Origin of the sequence: Mucilaginibacter kameinonensis (assembly GCF_003675385.1) — a bacterium.
In the GTDB taxonomy this organism is placed as follows: Bacteria; Bacteroidota; Bacteroidia; order Sphingobacteriales; family Sphingobacteriaceae; genus Mucilaginibacter; species Mucilaginibacter kameinonensis.
Genome location: NZ_RCWZ01000002.1, coordinates 1,383,987 through 1,408,220, shown reverse-complemented (window position 1 = coordinate 1,408,220; position 24,234 = coordinate 1,383,987). Strand labels below are relative to the sequence as shown.

The following is a 24,234-nucleotide window of genomic DNA, read 5'->3' as shown; positions in this document are numbered from 1 at the left end:
TGTTTAGGGGTTTTAGTTTTGTTTAGTAATAGTGATATTTTTATCGGTGCGTATAATTTTTACAGGAAGCGTAGTAGAGATGGTTTCTATCAGCTCATCAACATTCGGCACATTTATCTCTCCTTCTATTTTGAGCGTGGTTAATTCAGGACTTGAAAAACTAACATGATAACCATAGTCATCGGTCATGATCTCGCTGATCTGCGCCAGGGTAGCGTCATTAAATAAAAGCTGGTGCTTTGTCCATTTGGTAATTTTTTCCGGAGCCGGGAGAAAAACGCGGGTAACGTTTTTCTTATAAGCATGGCGCACATAGTCGCCCGGCTTCATAATCAGCGATTGCTTTGCAGACACCGCGTCGACATAATCAAGCCTAATCTTTCCTTGCACCAGCCCTACATCAGTTTTATTGTGGCGGCTCCGTACATTAAAGGTTGTGCCCAACACTTCGATATTCATATCTGAGCAGTGCACGATAAATCGTTCGGCCGGTTTTATTGAATGGGGGTCTTTATTGATATGCTTCACATTAAACAAGCCCTCGCCGCTTATCCAAACCTCACGCGGATTTTTATCCCAATTGTCTTTGTAGCTTAATTTTGAGTTTCCGTTAAGCACAACGGTTGAACCATCGGGCAAGTTAACTGTACGCAATTCGCCAAAGGGGGTGTCTATTTCTTGCTGACGGACTTTAGTCAGCCACAGCGCGATACCGATAGACGATACCAGCAGTAACATCGCGGCAACACGCAGGTACCTGTTTAATGAAAACACCTTTGGTCGTGCCTGCTCGGTTTGTAGAGTAGTTGCTATCCGAAGCCAAACTTTCTCCTGGTTATTACTATTGGCAAAAACGTCCTGCTTCCGGTAAGTGGTGATGACTTTTGATGCATCCGCAATTATTTTTCGCTGACCGGGATATTGGACAGCTACTTCCTGCCATAATAAACCATCATTTGCAGATGGATTGATGACCGAACGAACAAAATCGTCATCTTCTAAATAATCGGCAAGGGTATAATTAATATATTTTGAGGTTAGCATTGGATATAAGGTTGTTATTTTACCCTTATAGACAGCACCCTATCCCAATTATCCCTACAAACTGAAAAAAAATTTATTTTTTAGCGATTATTTACGCAAAAGCACGAATACAGCGCTAAAACAATAGCCAATTTGGATACTTTAAGCACATCCTGAAGATTATCAAAGGCCTTATAGATCAATTTATAAGCCGAACTCACGTTAATTTCCATGATATCGGCTATTTCATCATAGCCTAAACCCTCATAAAAGCGGAGATATATGATTTCCTGCTGCCGCGGCGGCAATGTTTTTATATGAAACTTGATTTTTTTCTGTAGCTCCAGCTCCTCTTCGTCTGCAATGATCTGCTGATCGAATGAAATTTCGAAAGGAAAATTATGCTCAGCTTCGTCGTCCAGGTCAACAAAGCGCGATTTTGATTGCAGCTTGCGAAAAATAATGCTTCGCAGGGATTTGAAAAGATAGTTTTTTACCGAAACCGGGTTACCCAAACCTGCCCTGTTTGTCCAAAGCCTGATGAAAAGATCGTGTATGGCATCTTCAATTACGTTTACATCCCGTGTAAATTTGTATCCGTAATTATTGAGGATCTTAAAATGATTGTTATATAAGCGGGTGTAAGCATCCCAATTGCCTTCTTTAAAAGCAAGCCACGTAGCAGTATTATGATCGTCATGAACAATTTGTTCGTGAGACATAGCTTAACCAGGGGATAAAACGTTTTACAATTGAAATCAGGTACAATGTAGTAATTATAACAATTATTTTACATCAACTTCAAAAATCAATATCACAATTAATTAATCGGGACATAATCAATCAAAGGCCTGTCAATCTGTTGATATCGTTCATTAATTCTAACACTTAAAGCGCCGGCAAACATTTCGTTTAAAAAATAACTTAGTCAGTATTAAATGTTTTACTGATATTTAAAAACCGGTTTGCGGACTAAATTATGTTTGAATCAGTCACTATTAAGGATATTGCCAAGGCTTTGGGTGTGTCAACCTCAACCGTATCACGGGCACTGAACGGGAGCTATGAAATAGGTACCGAAACCAAAAAACTTGTCCTGGAGTATGCTGAAAAGATCAACTATCGTCCCAATCCTATCGCGTTAAGCCTTAAGGAGCAAAAAAGCCACTCTATAGGTGTAGTAGTATGCGAGGTGGCCAATGACTATTTTTCGCAGGCTATTAATGGCATCGAATCCATCGCTTATAACCGGGGCTATCACGTTATCATCACTCAAACACACGAGTCATTTGACAGGGAAAGCGCCAATGTAAAGCACTTGCTATCGAGGCATGTGGATGGTTTGCTGGTGTCATTAGCGGCGCAAACAACAGATACATCACAATACAAATACCTGCTTGACAAAGGATTTCCGATAGTATTTTTTGACAGGGCCGCTCCCGATCTGAATACGCACAAAGTAGTTGCCGATAATTTCCAGGGATCGTTTAATGGCACCGAAACATTGATTAATTCGGGTTTTACTAAGATTGCCCATCTTACCAATTCAAATAACCTGCTCATTAGCCATGAGCGTTTTGACGGCTATAAAGCAGCACTTGATAAGCACGGCATCGAACTCAGGCCCGAATACATTAAACATTGTAACCACGGTGGCATGATCCAGGATGAGGTTGAGCTTGTGCTTAAGGAGTTAATGGCATTGGATGATCGTCCCGAAGCAATTTTTATTGGTAGCGACAGGCTCACCATCAGCAGTATGTCGATATTAAAAAAATGGGGATTTAAGGTTCCGGGAGATATCGCCATTGCAGGTTTCACCAATTCGGATGTTGTTGAACTGTTTGATCCTCCTTTAACAGTGATCCGTCAGCCCGCTTTCCAAATAGGACAAATGGCAACAGAAATGCTTATCAAAACCATTGAAAGTAAATGGCCGGTTGAAGAGTTTACTACCGAAAAAGTGGATACGCAACTGATTGTGCGATCGTCATCAAACAACGCTTAATCTCCTAAACAACAGTAACCTTTACCCCTTTTTCTTCCAGCATATTGAGCATTACCGGGCTAATGCCACTATCGGTAATGATCTCATTGATTTGATCAAGCGCGCAGATCTTCGCCAGGCCCCGTTTGCCGAACTTTGTACTATCGGCCAGTACAATAGTAGTTTGGGCTGCGTTGATCATTTTTTGATTGAGCCTTGCTTCGGATAAATTGGTAGTGGTTAACCCTATTTCCGGATCGATACCATCTACCCCTAAAAACAGCACGCCGCATAGCATATCATCCAGCATCAGCTCCGCATAGTTGCCCGTTACAGATGATGAGGTATTACGCATTTGTCCGCCCAATTGAACAATATCAACCTGGGGATGTTGCAATAACTCAAGCGCTACCGGAAGGGCTGCTGTAACAACAGTAAGATGTTTATTAGGCTGCATAGCACGGGCCAACGCAAGCATGGTGGTGCCCGATGCTATGATAACCGAATCATTAGCGTCGATACGGGCGGCGGCCTCGAAAGCTATTCTCTTCTTCTCGGGGCCGTTCAGTTTTTCCTTTTCGGCTACCGGCCTGTCATTGGCGTATGGATTCGTCTTACTTGCCCCGCCATGCGTTCTGAAGAGCAGGTTTTTATCTTCTAAAAGTTTCAGGTCCTTTCGGATTGTAACTTCCGAAACATTTAACTCGCCACTCAAGTCCTGCACATTTACAAAACCATCTGTCTCAACTTTTTGCAGGATAAACTTATGCCGATCGGTATTTTTACTCATAAAGCTAAATTAAACAGAAAAACTGACTATAAATTTTAAAAGAGCCTATCGCTTCTCTAATACATCAAAAGTAACCAAATAAAATTATTTTATATTTCATTTAGTTTTATTTTATTTCGATTTTATATATTTGAATAAATATCGAAATAAAATGAATCCATTTACAAGAGAAGCTAATCTCGGGCACCTTACCAATACGGAAAAGATTTGGGACCTGATTATCATAGGCGGTGGCGCTACAGGACTTGGTGCTGCGGTGGATGCAGCATCGCGTGGTTTCTCTACTTTATTATTGGAACAGGCAGATTTTGCCAAGGGTACTTCGAGCCGGGCTACGAAACTGGTTCATGGAGGGGTACGCTACCTTGCACAAGGGGATATTGGATTGGTACGCGAAGCTTTGCGCGAGCGGGGATTACTATTAAACAACGCCCCGCACCTTGTAAAAAACGAAAGTTTTATTATCCCCAATTACAGTTGGTGGGATGGTGTTTTTTACACCATAGGCCTCAGTATTTACGATATCCTTGCAGGCAAGCTGAGCTTTGGCCGGGCAAAACATATCTCCAAAAAAGAAACTATTAAACGCTTACCCGGCATACAAGAAAAAGGCCTGCATGGTGGCGTTGTTTATCATGACGGACAGTTTGATGACTCCCGTTTAGCGATTAACCTGGCGCAAACTGCCATTGAGCAAGGTGCTACACTCTTAAATTACTTTAAAGTAAGCGGATTGATCAAAGACACGGATGGCAAAATTGCGGGAGTAAAAACCACCGATATCGAAAGCAACACCAATTACGAGCTAAAAGCTAAAACTGTAATTAATGCCACCGGCGTTTTTGTTGACGATGTACTTAAAATGGATACGCCCGAAAAGAAACCAATGGTTAGGCCAAGCCAGGGCGTTCACCTTGTACTCGACCGGTCATTTTTACCGGCAGAAGACGCCCTGATGATCCCGAAAACAGAAGACGGGCGTGTACTTTTCGCGGTTCCGTGGCATGAGAAATTATTAATAGGCACTACGGATACTCCTATCGACTCACACAGCCTTGAGCCCGTAGCCTTGGATGAGGAAGTAGAGTTTATTTTAAGGACCGCAGGCAAATACTTAACCAAAACCCCTACCCGTGCAGATGTTTTAAGTGTATTTGCCGGTTTACGGCCGCTTGCCGCCCCACAAGACGGATCGTCAAAAACAAAAGAAATTTCGCGGAGCCATAAATTGATTGTTTCCGAATCCGGATTAATTACCATAACCGGCGGCAAATGGACAACCTACCGCAAAATGGCCGAGGATATTGTTAACCAAGCCATTGAAATCGGGAGCCTTAAAAATGTGCCTTGTAAAACCGAATCATTAGCTATCCATGGCAGCAGGCCAAATCCCGATCGTAGCAACCCCATGTTTGTTTACGGAAACGACATTGAGAAGATACAGGCTTTGTATAACGAAAATGCTGACTGGAAAAACCCTGTTCATCCGGATAGTAGTTATACTAAGGGCGAAGTGATCTGGTCGGTACGGAATGAAATGGCAAGGACTGTTGAAGATATCCTGGCACGCCGAACGAGGGTTTTATTTCTAAATGCCCGCCTGGCTATCAAGATGGCAGCTGAAGTTGCCCGCCTAATTGCCGGCGAATTAGGAAAAGATGCGGTATGGGAAACGGCACAAATAAACGCCTTTAATGAAACAGCAAAAAATTATATACTAACACCGCATTAAATATCAATTTTAATGTGATATTCAATTAATAAACCAAGGTAAACCAAACCAAATTATGCAGGAATATATTTTAGCGCTCGACCAGGGCACTACCAGTTCGCGGGCCATAATTTTTGACCACGCGGGCAAGATCATTACTTCGGCACAAAAAGAATTTAAACAGTACTTTCCTAAACCGGGCTGGGTTGAGCACGATCCTAACGAGATTTGGGCGGGCCAGATCTCTGTAGCCGTAGAAGCAATAGCAAAAGCAGGATTAGGCGGCGGAAATATTAAAGCCATAGGCATCACCAATCAGCGCGAAACCACCATAGTTTGGAACCGCAAAACCGGCGAACCTGTTTACAACGCGATAGTTTGGCAAGACAGGCGCACCGCCGACTTTTGTGACAAGCTGAAACAAAACGGCCATAGCGATATGATCCGCGATAAAACCGGCCTGGTAATAGACGCCTACTTTTCGGGTTCAAAAATAAAATGGATTTTGGATAACGTTGAAGGTGCAAGAGCGCAGGCCGAAGCAGGCGAGCTGGCCTTTGGCACGGTTGACAGCTGGCTGATATGGCAATTAACCCGCAGCGAAATACATGCTACTGATGTAACTAACGCGGGCCGCACCATGTTATTTAACATCCGTACCCAGCAATGGGATGATGAGCTGTTGCAATTATTTAATATCCCCAAAAGCGTATTGCCCGAAGTAAAGCAATCGAGCGAACTATATGGTCATACTGCCAACAATATATTCGCGCAAAGAATCCCTATCGCGGGTATCGCCGGCGATCAGCATGCGGCCTTATTCGGGCAAATGTGTATTGATAAAGCCATGGTGAAAAACACTTACGGCACGGGTTGTTTCATGCTGATGAATATTGGCCAGGAGTTCATCAAATCAAAAAACAACCTGCTTACCACCATTGCATGGAAGATAAATGGCGAGATCACTTATGCTTTTGAGGGCAGTATTTTTATAGGCGGAGCGGTTGTTCAATGGTTGCGCGATGGTCTTGGCATCATTAAAACCTCGGCCGATATTGAAAAACTGGCTACATCCGTAAAAGATACCGCCGGCGTTTACTTTGTGCCCGCATTTGCAGGCCTGGGAGCGCCCTACTGGGACCCCGAAGTTCGCGGAGCAATAGTTGGCTTAACCCGCGGAGCGACTGCGGCACATATTTCAAGGGCGGCATTGGCATCAATTGCTTATCAAACCATGGATGTACTTAAAGCCATGGAAGCCGATGCAGGCATGGAAATTAAAGAGCTCAGGGTTGATGGTGGCGCTACGGCCAATAACCTGCTAATGCAATTTCAATCAGACGTATTAAACTGTAAAGTGATCCGGCCAGAGGTTACCGAAACCACAGCGCTTGGCGTAGCCTATATGGCCGGCTTGGCCGTAGGTTACTGGAAAGATATAGCCGAAATTCAGCATCTATGGGCAGTTGAGGCCGAATTTACTCCGGGTGATGACCTGGAAGAAGTAAAAACCGGCATAGCCGGCTGGGAACGCGCGGTGAGCACGGCCCAATGCTGGTCTAATTCCGGTCATCCTGTATCTGCTATTTAATATCCACGATTAAAATATTTTAAACATGTCACCATTTATAGCCGAACTGATAGGCACCATGCTCATGATATTATTAGGCGATGGCGTAGTGGCCAACGTAGTTTTAAAAGACACCAAAGGAAATAACGGCGGATGGATAGTGATCACGACAGCCTGGGGTCTGGCGGTTTTTGTTGGAGTAGTAGTTGCAGGGCCATATAGCGGCGCTCACCTTAACCCGGCTGTAACCATAGCACTTGCTATTGCAGGTAAGTTTGCCTGGGCGAACGTTGTACCCTATATCATTGCCCAATTTGCAGGCGCCTGTATGGGTGCTTTTTTAGTTTGGATCATGTATTATGATCACTTCAAACGCACCAATGATCCGGGCTCTATACTGGCGGTATTTTGCACCGGCCCCGCCGTACGTAATTATGTTTCCAATATCGCCAGCGAAGTAATTGGCGCTTTTGTGTTACTTTTCACCATCTTCTACATTGCCGGCGCAGAAATCACACCTGCTAAAACCCCAATTGGCCTGGGTTCTATTGGTGCAATCCCGGTAGCTTTACTGGTATGGGTGATAGGCTTGTCGTTAGGTGGAACCACTGGTTACGCCATTAACCCGGCCCGCGACCTTGGGCCTCGTTTTATGCACATGATACTCCCCATAAAAGGCAAAGGCACCAGTGACTGGGCCTATGCCTGGATACCCGTTATAGCACCGTTGGTAGGTGCTTCTATTGCGGCTATACTGTATCTTTCTATAAAGTAATAATCATATTCCCTATTCAGACTTTCGAAGTTTTAAAAACTTCGAAAGTCTTAGGACGCTCCATTTCAAGGCTCCTTCAACCTCCAAAATCACCGTTGTTCATTTCAGCCATTTTAATGGGTAATGAACGTTACTGTTCATATTATTCATTTAATTAATACTTAAGCTAAGAGCTAACAGGAATGGCGTTCATTTTAACAAGCACCAAGAATTACCGTGTATTTATATCCCCAAACCGGGATTTTAAGTAGAAAATAAGCAACAACTACGTCGAACGCCACCTCAATTTCGTTTACAAAAATCAAGCCATTACATTTTTAATTTTTTGTAAACAGAATTTTACAGCCTGTAACCCGGCTTTCCGGCGGGGGTACATTTAGAAAGTATAGCACAGCTACTTAGTGTATATTTTACAACCTACGTTTTTACCATTTGTAAAGTTTCCCTTCCCCTCAATTATACACTTTACTCCCCCTCGTTTTGAACCTTGCCCGGTCCGCGAAAATCCCTGGTGGCATGGCTTTCCTTTTGCAACCTACACTTCAAAAAAACACAACATTAACTAAGGTTTAATCAATACCGGCTGTCCCCCGGCCGCATTGATTAAACTTTTAAGCAAGACAAGCGAGCACGTTGCGAGTCTGGCTGACATGCGTAAAAACACATGAAATTTATCACTTTATTGGCGATAGTATGCCTATCGCCACAGTTCGCCCTGCGCCTTAAAGCGCAGGAGGGGGAACCGGTATTAATTGAGGACTTTGGGGCCGGGTCGGCTCAAATAGGTCCGAAAATTAATGACGGGAATTTTTCTACTACCTATAACTACATTCCATCACAGCCGGGTGAAGGCAGTTATACTATTGCCAACTCTACTACCGGCATGTACCCCGAATCGTGGCTGCAAACAGGCAATCATACGCCGGGTCAGCCCAATGGCTACATGATGATAGTTGATGCTACCAATACTATTGACGAGTTTTATAAAAGAACTGTTAAAACTTTGTGCCCCGGTACAACTTACAGGTTCAGCGTTTATGTGCTTAACCTGATGCAAACCGGCGGTATCAAACCGGATATTACTTTTTCCGTAACTACATCCCTCGAAACAAAAACCAACCATACCGGCCCAATAGATAACGGTTTAGGCTGGCTGGAATATAACATTACTTTTAATACCCCACCAACCGGCGGCGATGTAACCATCAAAATGACCAATAACGCCAGCGGCGGCTACGGCAATGATGTGGCCCTGGATGATATTTCGCTACGCCCCTACGGCCCTGCACTTGCTACCTATTTCGGAAACGATAAAACAGCCACAACAGCACAGGGATGCGCCGACGCGGATAAGGTTTACACTTTGAACGTTAGCGCTGCATCTGACCTACCTTACACCAATCCAGTGTATCAGTGGCAAATAAGTACACCAAACGGATGGATAAATATTCCCGGTGCCCTATCCGCCTCCTATACGCTTCATCAACCCACTGCCACCGGCAATTATCAGTACCGGGCATTGGTTGCTCAGCAAGGCAACATCAATTCGGCGCAATGCAGGTTAATTTCTTCGGCTATATCGTTAACTATTATCAATCCGGAACCAGTTACTGCGACTGCGAGCTCGCCGGTTTGCCCTGGCGAAAACATTTATCTTACAGCATCCACGGGTGATAGTTATAGCTGGACGGGGCCGAACGGCTTTACGTCGGTGCAACAAAATCCAGTGATCAACGGTGCAACCGCAGCCATGAGCGGGCAATACCATGTTACGGTATTTAAAAACGGGTGCTCAAGCGTTGCGCCCGCGGTTACGGTAAACATCAACTCACCTGTAATTGCAAGCGCAGGTGATAATAAGGCGATTTGTAAAGGCGAAAAGATCCAGCTTCATGCAAGCGGCGGAACATCCTATAAATGGTATCCCGCAACCGGCCTGTCAAACCCAAACATTGCCGATCCACTGGCCTCGCCCGATGAAACTACTACTTATACGGTTGAAGTAACCAATAATAACTGCAAAGCCAAAAGTGCCGTAACCTTAACTGTAAACCAGGGGCCCGGAGCTTTTGCCACCGCCACACGTGAAGTTATCAAAGGCGACAGGATTCAGCTTCATGCCCAGGTAAGCGGAGAGAATGTTTCTTATTATTGGACGCCTAATGAAAACATCAGCAATACCACCTCATTAGAACCCTTTGTATTTCCGACCAGCAGCATCACCTATATTTTGCATGTTTTGCAACCCGGATCCTGCAACCTGGAGTCTAAAGCGGCTGTTGAGGTAAAGGTTATTGATAAATTCACCATCCCCAACACTTTTACGCCTAATGGCGATGGCATAAACGACACCTGGCAAATAGACGCCCTTGGCGCTTACGATAACGCCATTACACAGGTTTTTAACCGATATGGAACAATTGTTTACAATGCCAAAGGCTATACAAAACCCTGGGACGGAACATATAATGGGAACAGGCTACCTCCGGGGACTTATTATTACAAGATAGATCTGAAGAATGGCACTGTTTACTCCGGATGGGTGCAGATTATCGGCTGATCAATCCCTATCTGTTAAATCTAAAACCATGTCATTGAGCGTAGCGTAGCAATCGCACGGAAGCATAACCGCCCTGTATAGCATGCGATTGCCTCGTCGTCCCTCCTCGCAATGACATGGTTTTAGAATAGTTTCAAATTATCATTCAATACTTAAAGCTTCCGATATGGTGTCACTATTGCAATAAAGCCTTAATCTTATTAAAGATCTCTGTATTGCTGTAAACTCCCCTGAAATCAAGTGAGTGGGGGCCGTAGCTAAATACCGGAACCGGGGTGCCGGTATGATCATTGGTGCTGAAATCGCCCCATACATAACCGTTATTGATACTACCGTCAAGCAGGGTTAAGCCGCCTGTTTCATGATCGGCAGTCACAATTACCAGGGTTTCGCCGTCTTCATCGGCAAATTTCAGGGCATCGCCAACTACGCGGTCGAAGTCCGCATTTTCGGTGATCACCTGTTTCAGGTTATTGGCATGACCGCCATGGTCAATCTGTGAACCTTCAACCATCATAAAGAATCCTTTGGGAGCATTTTTAAATGTTTGGGTTACTTTATTAAATGCCAGCGAAAGGTAATTCCCTCTACCCTCCATTTTTGGGCGGGTTACGCTATCATCCATCAATGCCAGAATTTTCGGGGCCGAACTGTTTAAAAATCCATTGAAGTTACGGATAACCGTATATCCCCTCTTCTTCATCTTATCAACAGGACTTTCACCATTAACCGGCCAGATAAAATCTTTATATGATGAGCCTAAGAAAATATCAATAGGCGATGAAGTAATTTGATTAGCGATAGCTGTAGAATGACTCCGCTCCAAATCATGCGCATAGAACGCTGCCGGAGTCGCATCCGTTAGTTCGCAAGCTACGATATCAGCAGTCTTTTTACCTGCTTCCGCGCTGTAATCGGCCAATGATTTCAATGGTTTCCCCGACGGATCAACACCTACGGCTCTATCGTTAGTTTTCTGACCAGATGCGAAAGCAGTTGCCCCGGCGGCAGAGTCGGTAATATAAGCATCGGCAGAATTAGTTACCGAAAACCCGATATTCAGCATCTGAAAAATATTCAATTGTCCACGATTGGCCGTATAGGTTGAATAAATCTGTGCTAAACCCATACCATCGCCAATACACAAAATGATATTTTTTACTTTTTTAACCGCGCCGTCCGATTTATAAGTTGGTTTATAAATGGTGTACGCTTGTGGGGCTGTGTATTCACTTGTCGGCTTTTTGTTCAGGAAATCACCAAGCTCCTCTATTTTATCGGTACCAATTACATCCACGCCTAAACGGATAAGGGCCAGCCAGCTGCTTTTGGTATCCGGAGTTTCCCAAAAACGGACCTTTTTACCGGAGTTATGTACGCTATCAATCCCGGCTTTTATCCTCGCAATCTCTTCGTTATTTAATACACCTTTGCCATTCCAATGAATATATTTACCAAACGGAAAACTTACCAGCCCGATCTTTTTCCACTGTTCAGGTGTAAAGCCATTCATATGGTCTACATCAAAAGAGATCCAGGCCGGGTAATTGGTCATCTCAGCTGGAGGCGGTACCGCACCTGTCATAACTATCGATAATCTGCCCGGGTGACCTTCATAATCAAAATACTGCTCAAGCGGCTTTAACTCTTTAATCACCAGCGGCAATACTGCTTTATGATCTTCCTTAATTTCAATAAGCAGCCTTACATGGCGTTGCTGATCTCGTTTTAGCTTTTCAATCAACGGGTCGATGTACAAGATCTTTAACGACCGCTTGGCATCGATCTCTTTTTTATCGTGTGCCACCATCAGTTGCCCGTTAACTGCATAACAGTCGGCCTCGATAGAACCGAAACCTTTTTCATAGGCCCGATAAAAAGGGATGTTGTTTTTGTAATCGTTATGGGAATGCGCGTCGGCTACGGTGTAGTTTTTAACCTGCGCGTTGGCCGTCAGGCCAGCATTTGCCAGCAGCGCCGCCAGCGTAATTAGGGTAGTACTTTTTTTCATTGGGTATAGATATAGCAAAACCGGGCAGTGCCCGGTTTTGTAAGTTTCAATATGTCAATTACCAGCCGGCATTCTGTTTTAGCTGGCCCTGGCTTATCTGAATATCCTTTGGCGGAATTGGCCAAACGTTATCCCTTGCCGGATCAAAGTTACGAGCTTTCCACACAACTGAGCCATCCGAACCGTGTAACGGTTTTGCGTAAATTGCCTGCGCATCGCCCCAACGTACCAGGTCGAAATTACGATCACTCCACTCACCTGCCAATTCAACACGACGCTCATGTTTCAGGTTAACCATGGTAGCATTGGTAATTGGCTTTAAACCGGCACGCACACGTACAAGGTTAAGGGCGGCATCGCCGTTTTTACCCTGCATAATCTGCGCTTCGGCTTTGATCAATAAGATCTCAGCATAACGCAACAACGGTACGTTTAAGTCTGTAGATGGCTCATCGCCGTTAGGGCTTACATGGATGCCACCAGCATAGCTAAACGGTTCCATATATTTATTGAACTGGTAACCGGTTAAGCTGTTGCTTTTACCACCGATTGGGTAAGTATAAGTTTGACCAAAATACTGGAAGCTATCGCCTTTTTGCAGAATAGTAGCCGGAAGCCTTTTATCACCTGCCTCAAACTCATCAACCAATTCTTTTGTTGGCTGGTAATAACCGAAGCCATTATATAAACCCCAGCCTTTATTTTCCAACATAGCCCCTGGCAAAATGCTTTGACCATTCAGGTTACTTGCTACCGACCAGATATACTCAGAGCTATAGTTATTAGCAATCTTGAATACATCGGCATAATTGTTTAACAGTGCATGTTTACCACTCAGGATAACTGAATCCGCATATTTTTCAGCATTGGCATAATCTTTTGCATGCAGATAGGTTTTAGCCAGGTAAGCATAGGCAGCAGTTTTATGCGCGCGACCGTAATCGGCGGTACCCAATTTATCGAAATAAGGCAATAAAGAAGCTGCTTTTTTCAAATCGGCCTCGATATAAGCGTAGTTATCTTTTACTGAAGCTAACTGGGCTGGGAAAGCCAAAGCATTAGTGCGGTTTTGCAAAGGCGCCCCTTGCTTGCCCGAACCATATAAATCCGCAATTTCAAGATGCATTACCGCATGAACAAAGTAAGCCTGGCCCAAAATAAAGTTTTTGGTAGCTGCATCCATGTTAATGTTCGGCACATTATTGATTACGTCATTGGCACGTTTCATCACCACAAAGTGTAGCTGCCATGGCGCGTAGATACTGCTTTCATTACCTGTACAGATAAAGTTTTTGATATTTTCCCTGTCGGCAGATGTACGGCCTACAACCATATCATCGCTGGCATTAATAAACCAAAAGAAACCGCGACCATAAAGGTCTTCACTGTTACTTTGTTTTTCGTATAAACCATTGGCTGCCGCCTGGGCATCAGCAGCAGTTTTCCAGAAGTTAGTACTCGTTGGCGTACCAGTTGGTTTAATATTATCTAAAGTGCCTTTTTTACAGCTTTGGGCCAGTGCAATAACCATTACACCCATTAAGCCTTTGCTAATTATATTTTTGAATTTCATCTCTGTATCTTCTTAATTGTGGTTCCTGATTTTTTATAAGCCTACGTTAACACCTATTAAAATAATCCTTGCCTGTGGATACAAGCCTAAATCAACGCCGTTCTGATTGATACCAACTTCCGGGTCAAGACCTGTGTATTTAGTAAATGTGGCCAGGTTTTGCGCGTTGGCAAAAACGCGGGCACTACGTACGCCAATTTTAGTCATTAGCGCTTTTGGCAGTGTATAACCGAGGGTTACGTTTTTGATGCGCATGTATGAGCCATTCTCAACATAAAAATCAGACACGTTACCAAAGTTGCCATTTGCATCACTTGCAGATAAGCGTGGGATATTGGTATTGGTATGAGTTGGGCTCCATGCGTTTTTAGCATCGGCCAGCAGGTTATAGTTTTGGATAGATGCGTTTAACCCGGTGTACTTAACAGCGTTGAAAAGCTTATTACCTGCAATACCTTGTAAAAACACGCTCATATCAAACGGACCGTAGCTAAAGTTTGCGGTAAAACCGTAGCTGAATTTAGGAAATGGCGTACCCAGGTAAGTTTTATCAGCCTCGGTAATTTTACCATCGTGGTTAAGGTCCTGGAATTTGATATCGCCTGCTTTAGCGTTTGGCTGGATCAGGTTACCTGAGGCATCTTTATAGTTATTTACCTCATCCTGCGACTGAAACAAGCCTGCTGTTTTTAAACCGAAGAAAGAATACAATGAGTAGCCTTGCTGCAACCAAACCGGCACCAGGTTATCCCTTACTGTTGGGCCAGAAAGGATAGTTTGCTGACCTGGAAGTATGTTATCAATTTTGTTTTTGATATATGATCCGTTAGCTGCCAGGTTATAGCGGAATTCGCCAACAGCACCCTGGTATTTAACCGCTAACTCAATACCCCTGTTTGTGATCTGACCACCGTTAACAAACGGAGGGTTTGACACACCGTAAACCGCAGCAACCGGCGGCTGGAACAGGAAACGGGTATTTCTTTTCTGGAACACATCAGCAGTAACGTTGATCTTACCGTTCATCAAACCTAAGTCAAGACCGATATCTGTTTGAGTTGCTTTTTCCCATTTAAGGTCAAGGTTAGCCAAACCATCAACAGCCGAACCTGTGATGGCGGCAGCCGGGCTACCTAAATAACCGGCAGTTTTAGTTAAAGAAACCGAAGTTGGGAAGCTTGGCAAACCTGCAAGGTTACCAGACTGACCGTAACTTGCCCTTAACTTAGCAAATGATACCAATGCATCTGTAGGAAAAAATGATTCCTTGCTGATTAACCAGCCTGCAGATACACCCGGATAAACCTCAGTTCGGTTTTTGCTTGTCAATAATGAAGTAGCATCACGACGGATGATACCGTTAATGAAGTATTTACCGGCGTAATCGTAACCAATCCTACCCAGGTATGAGATCAAAGCAGATTCGTTTTTATTACCCTGCAACGGAACACCTGTTGGGTTAAGGCTACCGTTGATGATGTAACGATAAGCAGGATCTTCGCTCAGGTAATTATCAGTATTTACGCTAAAAAACTCCTGGGTATCATTCTGGTAGGTATAACCTGTCAAAGCACTTATGTGATGGTTACCAAAAGTCCTGTCGTAGTTTAAAGTTTGCTCGGCAAGGATAGTGCGGGAATTATATTGCTCCTGGAACAGGAAGTTATCAAAGAATTTCTTGCCTGGCTCCAAAACCCTTGTGCTAAAGTTTTTGATGGTCTCCAGATTTTTGGTTATGCCAAGGTTCGAGCGAAATTTCAAACCTTTGATCAGGTTTATTTCAACATAAGGATTGATATTGAAGCTGTTTACCGCATCGCTGTTATCCAAGCGTTTTAAATAGGCAACCGGGTTAATAACGTCGCCATAAGAACCTGCGTACTGGGCAGGCACACCACCAAAGCTACCATCGGCATTGTAGATAGAAGCATTTGGCGGATAGAATATAGCTGATAAGATTGCACCGGTATAGGCGCTGGTTGTGTTAGCACCCTGACCATTGTTGTAAGAGTATGACATGCTCTCGCCAATCTTCAACCAGTTATTGATCTGGTGATCAGAGTTTACGCGAAAGTTATAACGGATAGCGTTGGTATTTAACAGGATAGCATCGTTTTTACGATAACCGCCAGATACATAAAAGTTAGATTTTTCTGTACCGCCGCTGATGTTCATGTTATAATCCTGGATATAACCTGTCTTGAACAAAGCGTCTGTCCAGTTGGTGCGTGTTACACGAGAGTCTGGGTTTACAGTACCATCAAATGCAGGTAAACGGGTTTTGCCCGCATTATCATAAGCAGTGTTTATCGCATCTGCATAATCAGCTGCATTTAAAGCCTGTAATATTTTCAAAGCGTTTTGTACGCCGCCTTTAGCAGTAATGTCAAGGTTAGTTTTACCTTGTTTACCACGTTTAGTAGTGATCAAAATTACACCACCAGCAGCTTTAGCACCGTAGATGGCAGCATATGAATCTTTCAACACGTCGATAGATTCAATATCCGATGGATCGATAGGGCCGCCATTGTAAATAGTACCATCAACAACCATCAGCGGGCCTTCATTATTGAAAGAGCTTTGACCACGTAACCTGATACTCGGGCCCGAAGTTGGGTCGCCACCTTCGTTCAAAACTGTAACACCAGCAATTTGTCCCTGCAGCATTTCGGTAACCGAACCTACTGAACGATCTTTAACATTGGTTACTTTCAATGAACCTACAGAGCCGGTTACGTCGGTATTTTTCTGCGTACCGTAACCTACTACTACTACAGCGTTAAGACCGGTAACATCAGCATCCAAAGTAATGTTAAGCGGAGACAGACCGGCGACTACTTCGCGACTTTTGTAGCCGATAAAGCTGAATACCAATACTTCGCCTTTTTCAACGATAATTTTAAAATTACCATTAACGTCGGTTGAGGTAGCTGCAGTTGAAGTTTTGCTGCGTACAGCTACACCGGCAAGCGGGCCATCCTTATCGGTCACTGAACCGGTTACTGTAATTTTTTCGGGCGCACGCACCACCTTTTTATGCGAGATGATGATAGTGCCGTACTTTTCGCGGTACTCCAATTGCGTGTTGGCAGTTAATGCGTTAAGTACATCTTTTAATGGCTTGTTAACAAATGAATTTGCCTTTACTTTTACCGCGGCCACATCATCCATCTTGTAGTTAAATGCAACGGTATTTACCGCTTTTTTGAGTTTCTCGAGCGATGCATCCATGGTTTCATCGGCAAACTTTACGGTTACCGGCTGATCCATCAGCGACACGCTACGCTCGGCGAGGGCGTGAACGGGCAATAATGCCGTCAGGGTTGTTACCAGCAATAAAATTGCTGAGATTAATCTTCTTGAAATCCGGGTTAAAGATTTTTCCATACATTTGTTTTTAAAGTGATTAGTAACTGCCTGTTGGCTTTTAGTTTTGGCAGCTACACTTAATTGAGCCAGTGCCTGTTGGAGCAGGCATTGGTTTTCCTTTTATATTGTTATTTAATATTTACTGTATCTCCGTTTAACTTATACTTTCGGCCGTCAATAAACTGAAGTATATCCAATACCTGCCTGATATTCAGCTTATTTGAAAACCTAACCGAGTAGTGCTGTTGCGCCAACCGTTTTTCGTTGTATTTAAAGTTTACGCTATAGCGGTTTTGCAGGTAAACCGTAATCTCCTTAAATGATGTATTGTCAAGTATCAGCTCATCATGCATCCAGCTCAGAGAATGATCGGCCGTTAGCTCCTGGCGAGTAAAGCTTTCATGCTGCTTATTATAGGTTACCTGCTGGCGCGGCGTATAAAAGCCTAAGGTATGGCGCTGATCATGCACCTCTACCTTACCAGTATTCACGTAAACCTGCAGATCGGGCAGCTCTTTATAAAATTTGATATTGAATGATGTACCTAATACCTGTGTAGTAACCTTAGCCGTATGCACCATGAATGGCCGCTTCACATCGTGCTTTACATCAAAAAATGCCTCGCCGTTAATAAGCGTTACTTCTCTTTTTGAATCACTGAAACTAACAGGGAATTTTATGGATGTACCCGCGTTTAACTGAACAGTTGTGCTATCGGGCAACATGATCTGTTTCATGCTGCCTTTTGGCGCAGTGATTACCTGGTAGGCAATCTGCTCATTTTTATGGGTAGCTATTTTTGAATAGAATAGGCCTGCACACACGGCCACTAAAACAGCCGCTGCAACTTTTAACCATGTAGTATTTAACCTACGGACCTTGCCCTTAGCTATGGTTTGTTTTTCTATACGTTCCCAAAGCGGCTGCTTCAGGTTTTTAATATTGTTACCGGTGTTGGTGTCCGTATCAAGTTCATGCATCATTTGTTGTAAAAGCTGCAATTCCTCGTCGGTACATTTACCGGCTTTAAACTTATTGAGTAATCTTTTTATTTCTTTTTGATTCACCTAACAGGGGCTTTATACTTGTTAAGTGATCGAACATGGGAGAGTGTACTATAACTTTTTGAAAAAAATTATCAGCAGCAAAAATCTGCTGTAATTATCAAAAGGGATAACATCGTAATATTTCTGAACAGACTTTTTCAGCCTGCTTAAAGCATTGCTGATCTGGTTGCGTACGGTTTGGTGCGATAAGCCTAAAAACTCGGCAATTTGCGGCCCGGTCATATCCTGCTCACGGCTGCACAGGTAAACCTGTCGCATCTTTTCGGGCATATCTTCTATTTCCCGGTTTATCAACAGGTGTAATTCGGCAAGGGAAAGTTTTTGATCGGTACTGTGTTCGTAAGTTTCCTGCAATTCTGAAACATCATCTAATGAGCGGGGCTTTGTGCTTTGCTTTTTATACCACTTATAGCTCATGTAATTAACAGAAACCATAAGATAAGCCTCAAGCGCGCCATTTATCTGGATGGTATCACGATTTTTCCATATGGAAAGAAACAACTCCTGTACCATATCCATTGCTTCATCCTCGTTTTGTGTTTTCTTTAATGCGAAGGCAATTAATTTATCAGCATAACGCTCATAAATTTCTCTGAATGCCCCATCGTTACCGCCCTGCAGTTCGAGTAGAAGTTGTACATCCGAATATTGTTTCACAAGGGGTATTTTTATGGGATCAAAGTAACGGCACGAATGTTAAGCTAAATTTAAATATATATTAATGCTTTAGAAAACGGCGGTTACTAATTGGTACTATTTTTTCACAAATAGATTTTGACCCCAAAATAACTTTTATTTCTCAAACAAACTTATACCTTTGCAATTCATCTGATGATTTACAAATGAGTAAGATTATTAAAAGGTCGCTGGCTGAGGAGATTGCTGAGAAACTGAAGGAGCAGATAGCTGATGGCAGATATCAAATAAATGATAAATTACCTACCGAGCCCGAGCTTATGGCCGAGTTTGGTGTTGGCCGCTCAAGCATCCGCGAGGCAACAAAAAGCCTGGTACAATCTGGCCTGCTCAGGATCCAGCAGGGTGCAGGAACTTTTGTAGAGCGCACAACTGTTAACCCCGAGCCCATGGAAGCCCGTATAAAACGCGCCCGGTCGCAGGACCTTGATGAGGTAAGGCAGTTACTGGAGATGAAAATAGCCGAAAAAGCAGCTATAAACCGCTCACAGAAGGATATCTTTACCATGAAAAGCCATTTGGAAACCCGGAAAAGAACTGCAGAGGCCGGGCTATTGGAAGAATGCATTGATGCCGACGTTAAATTTCACATAGCTATTGCGGAAGCGTCAAAAAACGAGATCCTGAGCGATTTGTATAAGACTGCAGCCGTCCATTTAAAAAACTGGTTCACCGAAATCCACCCAGATACACGCATTTTTATCGACACACAGCACCTTCATGAAAAGCTTCTGAAAAATATTCTCGATTGCGATTCAAAACAGGCCTGGAATACAGTCGTTGAAATTCATCAACATTAAAAATTTTCATTAAATTCATCTGATGTTATAATGTTTTATAATTTAATCTATCACTAAATGGAATCTACATCGCCAACAATTACTACCACCGAACCTAAAAAATTGGTTCAGCAAACTGTGTATTCAATTTTGTTTACTATAAGTCTGGCTCATTTTATTAACGACATGCTACAATCGGTTATACCATCCATATATCCGCTTATCAAGCAACGTTTCAGCCTAAATTTCACTCAAATAGGGCTTATTACCTTCACCTATCAAATTACAGCGTCTATTTTACAACCCTTTGTGGGGCTTTATACTGATAAAAAACCAAAGCCTTACTCGTTAGCCATGGGCATGGGTTTTACGCTATCGGGCTTGCTGCTGGCCTCTTTTGCAAGCAATTTTTATATTATGTTGATGGCGGTAAGTCTTATCGGCATTGGCTCATCCATATTCCACCCCGAATCGTCACGGGTTGCACATTTAGCATCGGGAGGTAAAAAGGGGCTGGCACAATCTATTTTCCAGCTGGGCGGCAACGCTGGCAGCGCTGTCGGCCCGCTGCTGGCAGCTCTTATTGTAATCCCTTACGGACAATCAAATGTGATTTGGTTTTGCCTTATCGCCCTTGCCGGAATCATGGTTTTACTGCGTATAGCTAAATGGTACGCCGAGCATTTAAGCCTTAAAGCCAAAAACAAAAATGCTAATGAAGTCTCACCACTAAATCTATCAAAAAGGCGGGTAGTATTTTCATTGGGGGTTTTACTGGTACTTATCTTCTCCAAATATTTTTATCTGGCCAGCATCACCAGCTATTACACCTTCTTCCTGATCAATAAATTTCATTTGAGCATTCAGCAATCGCAAATTTATTTGTTTATGTTTTTAGGTTCGGTAGCGGCAGGGACACTTTTCGGCGGGCCATTGGGCGATCGCTTTGGCCGTAAATACATCATCTGGATCTCAATATTAGGTGTAGCTCCCTTTACAATGCTCCTGCCCTACGTATCCCTATTTTGGACAGGCGTTTTATCGGTATTCATCGGCCTCATCCTGTCATCTGCATTTTCAGCTATTTTGGTTTATGCGACGGAACTGGTACCTGGAAAAGTTGGGCTGATAGCGGGTTTATTCTTCGGTCTGGCCTTTGGAATGGGCGGTTTAGGTTCAGCAGTATTGGGTAAAGTTGCGGATATGACCAGCATTAACTATGTATTTAAGATCTGCGCCTATTTGCCACTGATAGGCATTTTCACCGGCTTATTGCCAAATATTGAAGGAAAGAAAGCAGTGAAAGGCTAAGGCTAAAAATGCAAAGGCGATGCAATCGCCAACCATATTAAGCGCCGGTCGCAAACGAGTGCAAGATGAGAATTTAAATTAAACGTCATTGCGAGAAACGAAGCAATCCCCGATTAGCAAAGCGGCTATGCAAGTCTCTTTGTACGGTTTGGGATTGCTTCGTTCCTCGCAATGACGTTTTTTTTAATTTATAATTCCCTCACCCAAATATTACGATAGCTAATTGGCTCGCTTTTATCGCCATGCGCTTGCAATTTAATTGGCGAGGCACCATGTTTACGATATTCAGGCTTACCTATATAAGGGGTATCTCCTATTAATGAAGTATTGTTTTGAACCAGCACGCCATTATGAAGTACGGTAGCACGTGCTGCCGATTTTAACGAACCATCTTCGTTAAAACGCGGAGCCGTCCAGATCACATCATAAGTTTGCCACTCGCCGGGTTTACGGCAGGCATTAGCCAGGGGAATTGCCTGTTTATACAAACTCCCCACTTGCCCGTTCACGTAGGTTTTATTGTTGTAATTGTCCAGTACCTGTAACTCGTAACCACCTGCTCCCCAAGGCAGGGCCGCCAGGAAAATACCGCTATTTCCACGTGCCTGACCGCTACCGGTAATGTTTGAAGGGATGCGGTATTCTATATGCAACTGAAAATCCATGAACTTGCGTTTGGTTTGAATATCCCCCGCGCTTTTATCAACGGTGATTATTTTATCCAACACATTCCATTTATGGCTTGATGTGGAATCATTTGTGGCTACCCATTCATCAAGATTTTTGCCATCAAACAAAACAACAGCGTCAGACGGGGCATCACCCAAAGTTTTGCCCGGTGTAACCACAGCAGGCACCGGCGACCAGATCTCGGTATCTTCCGGCTTTGCATTTTGCTGCGCGAATGCAGCTATTGAACTACCTGCTAATAAAGCAGTGAAAATAATTTTGTGTTTCATTGAACTTTATATAAAACATTAATATCAAACGATAATTAACCAATTGCTTTAGGCTTTCGGCCTTCAGCTTTAAGCTTCCCTACTATTTAGCCAGCGATTTAATCCATAAAGCTATCTTGCGGGCTTCGTCCTTAGGCACCTGCGGCATTGGAGGCATTGGCGTTGAATAATCAGGCCAATGTTCCGGTTTTGGATTATGAATTAATTGAATCAGCTCGGCCACACTGTATTTCCGTTTTGCAACATCAACATAAGCCGGCCCTACTTGCCTCTTTGTAGCATTATGGCATGATAAACAAGTATTTTTCAATAAAATAGGTTGTATCTCAGCATAAGTTGGAATTGCATTTAATGGCGCAGCAGGTTTTACTACTGTACCTTTCTTCCCAGCAACCCCCTTCTTTAAATCGGTCGAAGCTGTTGCTTTTGCTGAGTTTACAGTACTCACCTCGCTCATTGAAAGTTTTTGTCCTTCGGGGATGTTATTCAATGTATAATATGCCGTTGGATGCACTAAATTGAAATAGTTCTCTTTATCACGAATAGCAGCAAGCGTGATGGTGTGGATATAATATTTCCGGAGGTTATTTACGATAAGGCGGGCTTTTAAACCATCTTCCGATACTTTAACACCAGCTATAGGGCATTTTTCCGTATTTACCGGCGGGCTGCCATATACACCATGATATTTATAGATATAACTTTCAACAGAATAGGAAGCAATATCTTCAGCCACTTTTTTATCAACCGGTTTGGTAAACTCTATCTCAAAGCCATCGGGCATGGCACGGATGGCGCGCATCTCAAACGGAACTTTGTTATTCCATACCAAACGCTGTAAACCCATGGTAGCCTCCCCTGCCGATCCCCAACCGCGATTGGTTTCGCCTGCCGCTAATGAACCATCAGGTAACCAGGCCAGTCTCACAATGCCCGACTGAAAACCACTTCTAAAAGCCCAGGCTGCACCCTGATATTCGCCATTAACTTTCTCCAAAAAGATCCTGTCGACCATACTTTGGCCCTGGTCACATATCAGCAACTGACCGGCAAAAGGGCCAAACGCGCCTTCCGGAATTTTAACAATCTCAGAATTGGAAATACCTAATATACCGTGTGGCAACCAAACGGCAGGTAACTGCAATTCGGGAATTTCCTTTTTAGCCTCAAATTCGGTTTTAAATTTTTCATTCACTACATCCTGCGGTTTAACCGGTTGCCCGCTTTTGTCAAACTCTATCCGCGGGTTATTTTTGGCGAAGAACTGTTCGGAAGTAAGCTTAAGCGGAGAGTTAGGCAAGCCTGTCCAAACGAAACTTGAGGGGTGCCCCATAAACGCGCCTTTTTTAATTGGCATGATACTACCCGAGCCTACCCAATCGCCCTGGTTATCGGCATACCAAAGTTCGCCATCAATCATACTGATACCGCATGGCGAACGGAAACCCGCCGCCCAAGGTGTAACGGTGCCATCTTCCTTGATATTTAAAGCCCAGCCGCGCCATGGCACAAAGCTTTTCGGATGCCACCAATCTGGCGGAAAGCCAAGGTTCAGGGTAACAAAAAACGAACCATCCGGCGCTATTTTAGGGCCAAAGCTGTATTCATGGTAATTACCGGATAAGGGCCAGGCATATATCGTTTCAAAAACATCGGCTTTGCCGTCCATATTGGTATCAACCAGTTTGGTAAGTTCCCCACGCTGAACCACATATAAAGCACCATCTTTCCATGCTGCCCCCAACACCTCATGCAAACCCGAAGCAAACTTGCGGAAGAAAGGATGTTGGCCTGTAGGATTTTCGACCATAAAAATATCACCACGGCGGGTGGTTACAGCCAAAGTACCGTTAGGCAAAGTACACAAACCGCCAACCTCCAGTATAGTACCTTCGGGTGCGGGCACTTTCATGATCTTGAAAAAATCATCCTCTTTAGGCGATTCGGCCTGGGCGAAGGTATTTTTAATATCGCTTAACAGCGCTGTAATTACAAGTGTAAAAAGCAATGCGCCCCTGTTTATCATTTGTTTTAATGTATTGTTCATGATGTG

Annotated in this window: 17 protein-coding genes; 7 read left to right on the top strand and 10 right to left on the bottom strand. The window is 43.6% G+C overall.

The features are described 5' to 3' along the window. Nucleotides 1-12: 12 nt before the first annotated feature. On the bottom strand, nucleotides 13-1,044 hold the full coding sequence (locus tag EAH55_RS12805) for a FecR family protein (protein WP_121809939.1): 1,032 nt from the start codon (nucleotides 1,042-1,044) through the stop codon (nucleotides 13-15). A gap of 80 nt (nucleotides 1,045-1,124) precedes the next feature. After that, nucleotides 1,125-1,745 carry an RNA polymerase sigma factor gene (locus EAH55_RS12800; RefSeq protein ID WP_121809938.1) on the bottom strand — a complete coding sequence of 207 codons (621 nt, stop codon included), beginning with the start codon at nucleotides 1,743-1,745 and terminating at the stop codon, nucleotides 1,125-1,127. A gap of 257 nt (nucleotides 1,746-2,002) precedes the next feature. Here EAH55_RS12800 and EAH55_RS12795 point away from each other — a divergent pair, with 257 nt between their 5' ends. Then, nucleotides 2,003-3,031: a LacI family DNA-binding transcriptional regulator gene (locus EAH55_RS12795; protein WP_121809937.1), complete on the top strand. Its 1,029-nt coding sequence runs from the start codon at nucleotides 2,003-2,005 to the stop codon at nucleotides 3,029-3,031. Nucleotides 3,032-3,035: 4 nt separating this feature from the next. On the opposite strand, the gene EAH55_RS12790 is transcribed toward EAH55_RS12795, so the two are convergent. Continuing rightward, nucleotides 3,036-3,800 (bottom strand): DeoR/GlpR family DNA-binding transcription regulator, encoded by a 765-nt coding sequence (locus tag EAH55_RS12790; RefSeq protein WP_121809936.1) that lies wholly within the window; start codon nucleotides 3,798-3,800, stop codon nucleotides 3,036-3,038. Between the two features lie 151 nt (nucleotides 3,801-3,951). On the opposite strand from EAH55_RS12790, the gene EAH55_RS12785 reads away from it, so the two are divergent. From EAH55_RS12785 to EAH55_RS12770, 4 genes are all read left to right on the top strand, one after another. Further along, nucleotides 3,952-5,532: a glycerol-3-phosphate dehydrogenase/oxidase gene (locus EAH55_RS12785; RefSeq protein ID WP_121809935.1), complete on the top strand. Its 1,581-nt coding sequence runs from the start codon at nucleotides 3,952-3,954 to the stop codon at nucleotides 5,530-5,532. Between the two features lie 55 nt (nucleotides 5,533-5,587). Then, nucleotides 5,588-7,102 carry a glycerol kinase GlpK gene (gene glpK, locus EAH55_RS12780; RefSeq protein ID WP_121809934.1) on the top strand — a complete coding sequence of 505 codons (1,515 nt, stop codon included), beginning with the start codon at nucleotides 5,588-5,590 and terminating at the stop codon, nucleotides 7,100-7,102. A gap of 25 nt (nucleotides 7,103-7,127) precedes the next feature. Continuing rightward, on the top strand, nucleotides 7,128-7,856 hold the full coding sequence (locus EAH55_RS12775) for an MIP/aquaporin family protein (protein WP_121809933.1): 729 nt from the start codon (nucleotides 7,128-7,130) through the stop codon (nucleotides 7,854-7,856). Nucleotides 7,857-8,520: 664 nt separating this feature from the next. Then, nucleotides 8,521-10,416 (top strand): gliding motility-associated C-terminal domain-containing protein, encoded by a 1,896-nt coding sequence (locus EAH55_RS12770; protein WP_121809932.1) that lies wholly within the window; start codon nucleotides 8,521-8,523, stop codon nucleotides 10,414-10,416. Nucleotides 10,417-10,591: 175 nt separating this feature from the next. Here EAH55_RS12770 and EAH55_RS12765 read toward each other — a convergent pair whose 3' ends face one another. The 5 genes from EAH55_RS12765 to EAH55_RS12745 all read right to left on the bottom strand — a co-directional run bounded on the left by EAH55_RS12765 (nucleotide 10,592) and on the right by EAH55_RS12745 (nucleotide 19,093). Continuing rightward, complete coding sequence (locus tag EAH55_RS12765; protein ID WP_121809931.1) at nucleotides 10,592-12,427, bottom strand: alkaline phosphatase; 1,836 nt, start codon at nucleotides 12,425-12,427, stop codon at nucleotides 10,592-10,594. 58 nt (nucleotides 12,428-12,485) lie between these two features. Beyond that, nucleotides 12,486-14,000 (bottom strand): RagB/SusD family nutrient uptake outer membrane protein, encoded by a 1,515-nt coding sequence (locus EAH55_RS12760; protein WP_121809930.1) that lies wholly within the window; start codon nucleotides 13,998-14,000, stop codon nucleotides 12,486-12,488. Between the two features lie 33 nt (nucleotides 14,001-14,033). Then, the gene (locus EAH55_RS12755) at nucleotides 14,034-17,387 is read right to left on the bottom strand and encodes a SusC/RagA family TonB-linked outer membrane protein (RefSeq protein ID WP_121809929.1); all 3,354 of its coding nucleotides are present in this window, start codon (nucleotides 17,385-17,387) and stop codon (nucleotides 14,034-14,036) included. Nucleotides 17,388-17,497: 110 nt separating this feature from the next. After that, nucleotides 17,498-18,436: a FecR family protein gene (locus EAH55_RS12750; protein WP_121809928.1), complete on the bottom strand. Its 939-nt coding sequence runs from the start codon at nucleotides 18,434-18,436 to the stop codon at nucleotides 17,498-17,500. 48 nt (nucleotides 18,437-18,484) lie between these two features. Further along, complete coding sequence (locus tag EAH55_RS12745; RefSeq protein ID WP_162996851.1) at nucleotides 18,485-19,093, bottom strand: RNA polymerase sigma factor; 609 nt, start codon at nucleotides 19,091-19,093, stop codon at nucleotides 18,485-18,487. 185 nt (nucleotides 19,094-19,278) lie between these two features. Between EAH55_RS12745 and EAH55_RS12740 the strand changes: the two genes are divergently transcribed. Then, a complete protein-coding gene (locus EAH55_RS12740) occupies nucleotides 19,279-19,932 on the top strand; it encodes a FadR/GntR family transcriptional regulator (protein WP_121809926.1) in 654 nt (217 codons plus the stop codon). Nucleotides 19,933-19,989: 57 nt separating this feature from the next. After that, the gene (locus EAH55_RS12735; RefSeq protein WP_121809925.1) at nucleotides 19,990-21,222 is read left to right on the top strand and encodes an MFS transporter; all 1,233 of its coding nucleotides are present in this window, start codon (nucleotides 19,990-19,992) and stop codon (nucleotides 21,220-21,222) included. Nucleotides 21,223-21,410: 188 nt separating this feature from the next. Here the strand turns inward: EAH55_RS12735 and EAH55_RS12730 are convergent, their stop codons facing one another. After that, a complete protein-coding gene (locus tag EAH55_RS12730) occupies nucleotides 21,411-22,181 on the bottom strand; it encodes a 3-keto-disaccharide hydrolase (RefSeq protein WP_121809924.1) in 771 nt (256 codons plus the stop codon). Nucleotides 22,182-22,263: 82 nt separating this feature from the next. Further along, complete coding sequence (locus EAH55_RS12725) at nucleotides 22,264-24,228, bottom strand: c-type cytochrome (RefSeq protein ID WP_121809923.1); 1,965 nt, start codon at nucleotides 24,226-24,228, stop codon at nucleotides 22,264-22,266. Nucleotides 24,229-24,234: the final 6 nt, after the last annotated feature.

Excerpts from the sequence above, each read along its gene's own strand:
- EAH55_RS12805 (WP_121809939.1), bottom strand. The coding sequence starts at position 1,044 with ATGCTAACCTCAAAATATATTAATTATACCCTTGCCGATTATTTAGAA.
- EAH55_RS12800 (WP_121809938.1), bottom strand. The coding sequence starts at position 1,745 with ATGTCTCACGAACAAATTGTTCATGACGATCATAATACTGCTACGTGG.
- EAH55_RS12795 (WP_121809937.1), top strand. The coding sequence starts at position 2,003 with ATGTTTGAATCAGTCACTATTAAGGATATTGCCAAGGCTTTGGGTGTG.
- EAH55_RS12790 (WP_121809936.1), bottom strand. The coding sequence starts at position 3,800 with ATGAGTAAAAATACCGATCGGCATAAGTTTATCCTGCAAAAAGTTGAG.
- EAH55_RS12785 (WP_121809935.1), top strand. The coding sequence starts at position 3,952 with ATGAATCCATTTACAAGAGAAGCTAATCTCGGGCACCTTACCAATACG.
- glpK (WP_121809934.1), top strand. The coding sequence starts at position 5,588 with ATGCAGGAATATATTTTAGCGCTCGACCAGGGCACTACCAGTTCGCGG.
- EAH55_RS12775 (WP_121809933.1), top strand. The coding sequence starts at position 7,128 with ATGTCACCATTTATAGCCGAACTGATAGGCACCATGCTCATGATATTA.
- EAH55_RS12770 (WP_121809932.1), top strand. The coding sequence starts at position 8,521 with ATGAAATTTATCACTTTATTGGCGATAGTATGCCTATCGCCACAGTTC.
- EAH55_RS12765 (WP_121809931.1), bottom strand. The coding sequence starts at position 12,427 with ATGAAAAAAAGTACTACCCTAATTACGCTGGCGGCGCTGCTGGCAAAT.
- EAH55_RS12760 (WP_121809930.1), bottom strand. The coding sequence starts at position 14,000 with ATGAAATTCAAAAATATAATTAGCAAAGGCTTAATGGGTGTAATGGTT.
- EAH55_RS12755 (WP_121809929.1), bottom strand. The coding sequence starts at position 17,387 with ATGGAAAAATCTTTAACCCGGATTTCAAGAAGATTAATCTCAGCAATT.
- EAH55_RS12740 (WP_121809926.1), top strand. The coding sequence starts at position 19,279 with ATGAGTAAGATTATTAAAAGGTCGCTGGCTGAGGAGATTGCTGAGAAA.
- EAH55_RS12735 (WP_121809925.1), top strand. The coding sequence starts at position 19,990 with ATGGAATCTACATCGCCAACAATTACTACCACCGAACCTAAAAAATTG.
- EAH55_RS12730 (WP_121809924.1), bottom strand. The coding sequence starts at position 22,181 with ATGAAACACAAAATTATTTTCACTGCTTTATTAGCAGGTAGTTCAATA.
- EAH55_RS12725 (WP_121809923.1), bottom strand. The coding sequence starts at position 24,228 with ATGAACAATACATTAAAACAAATGATAAACAGGGGCGCATTGCTTTTT.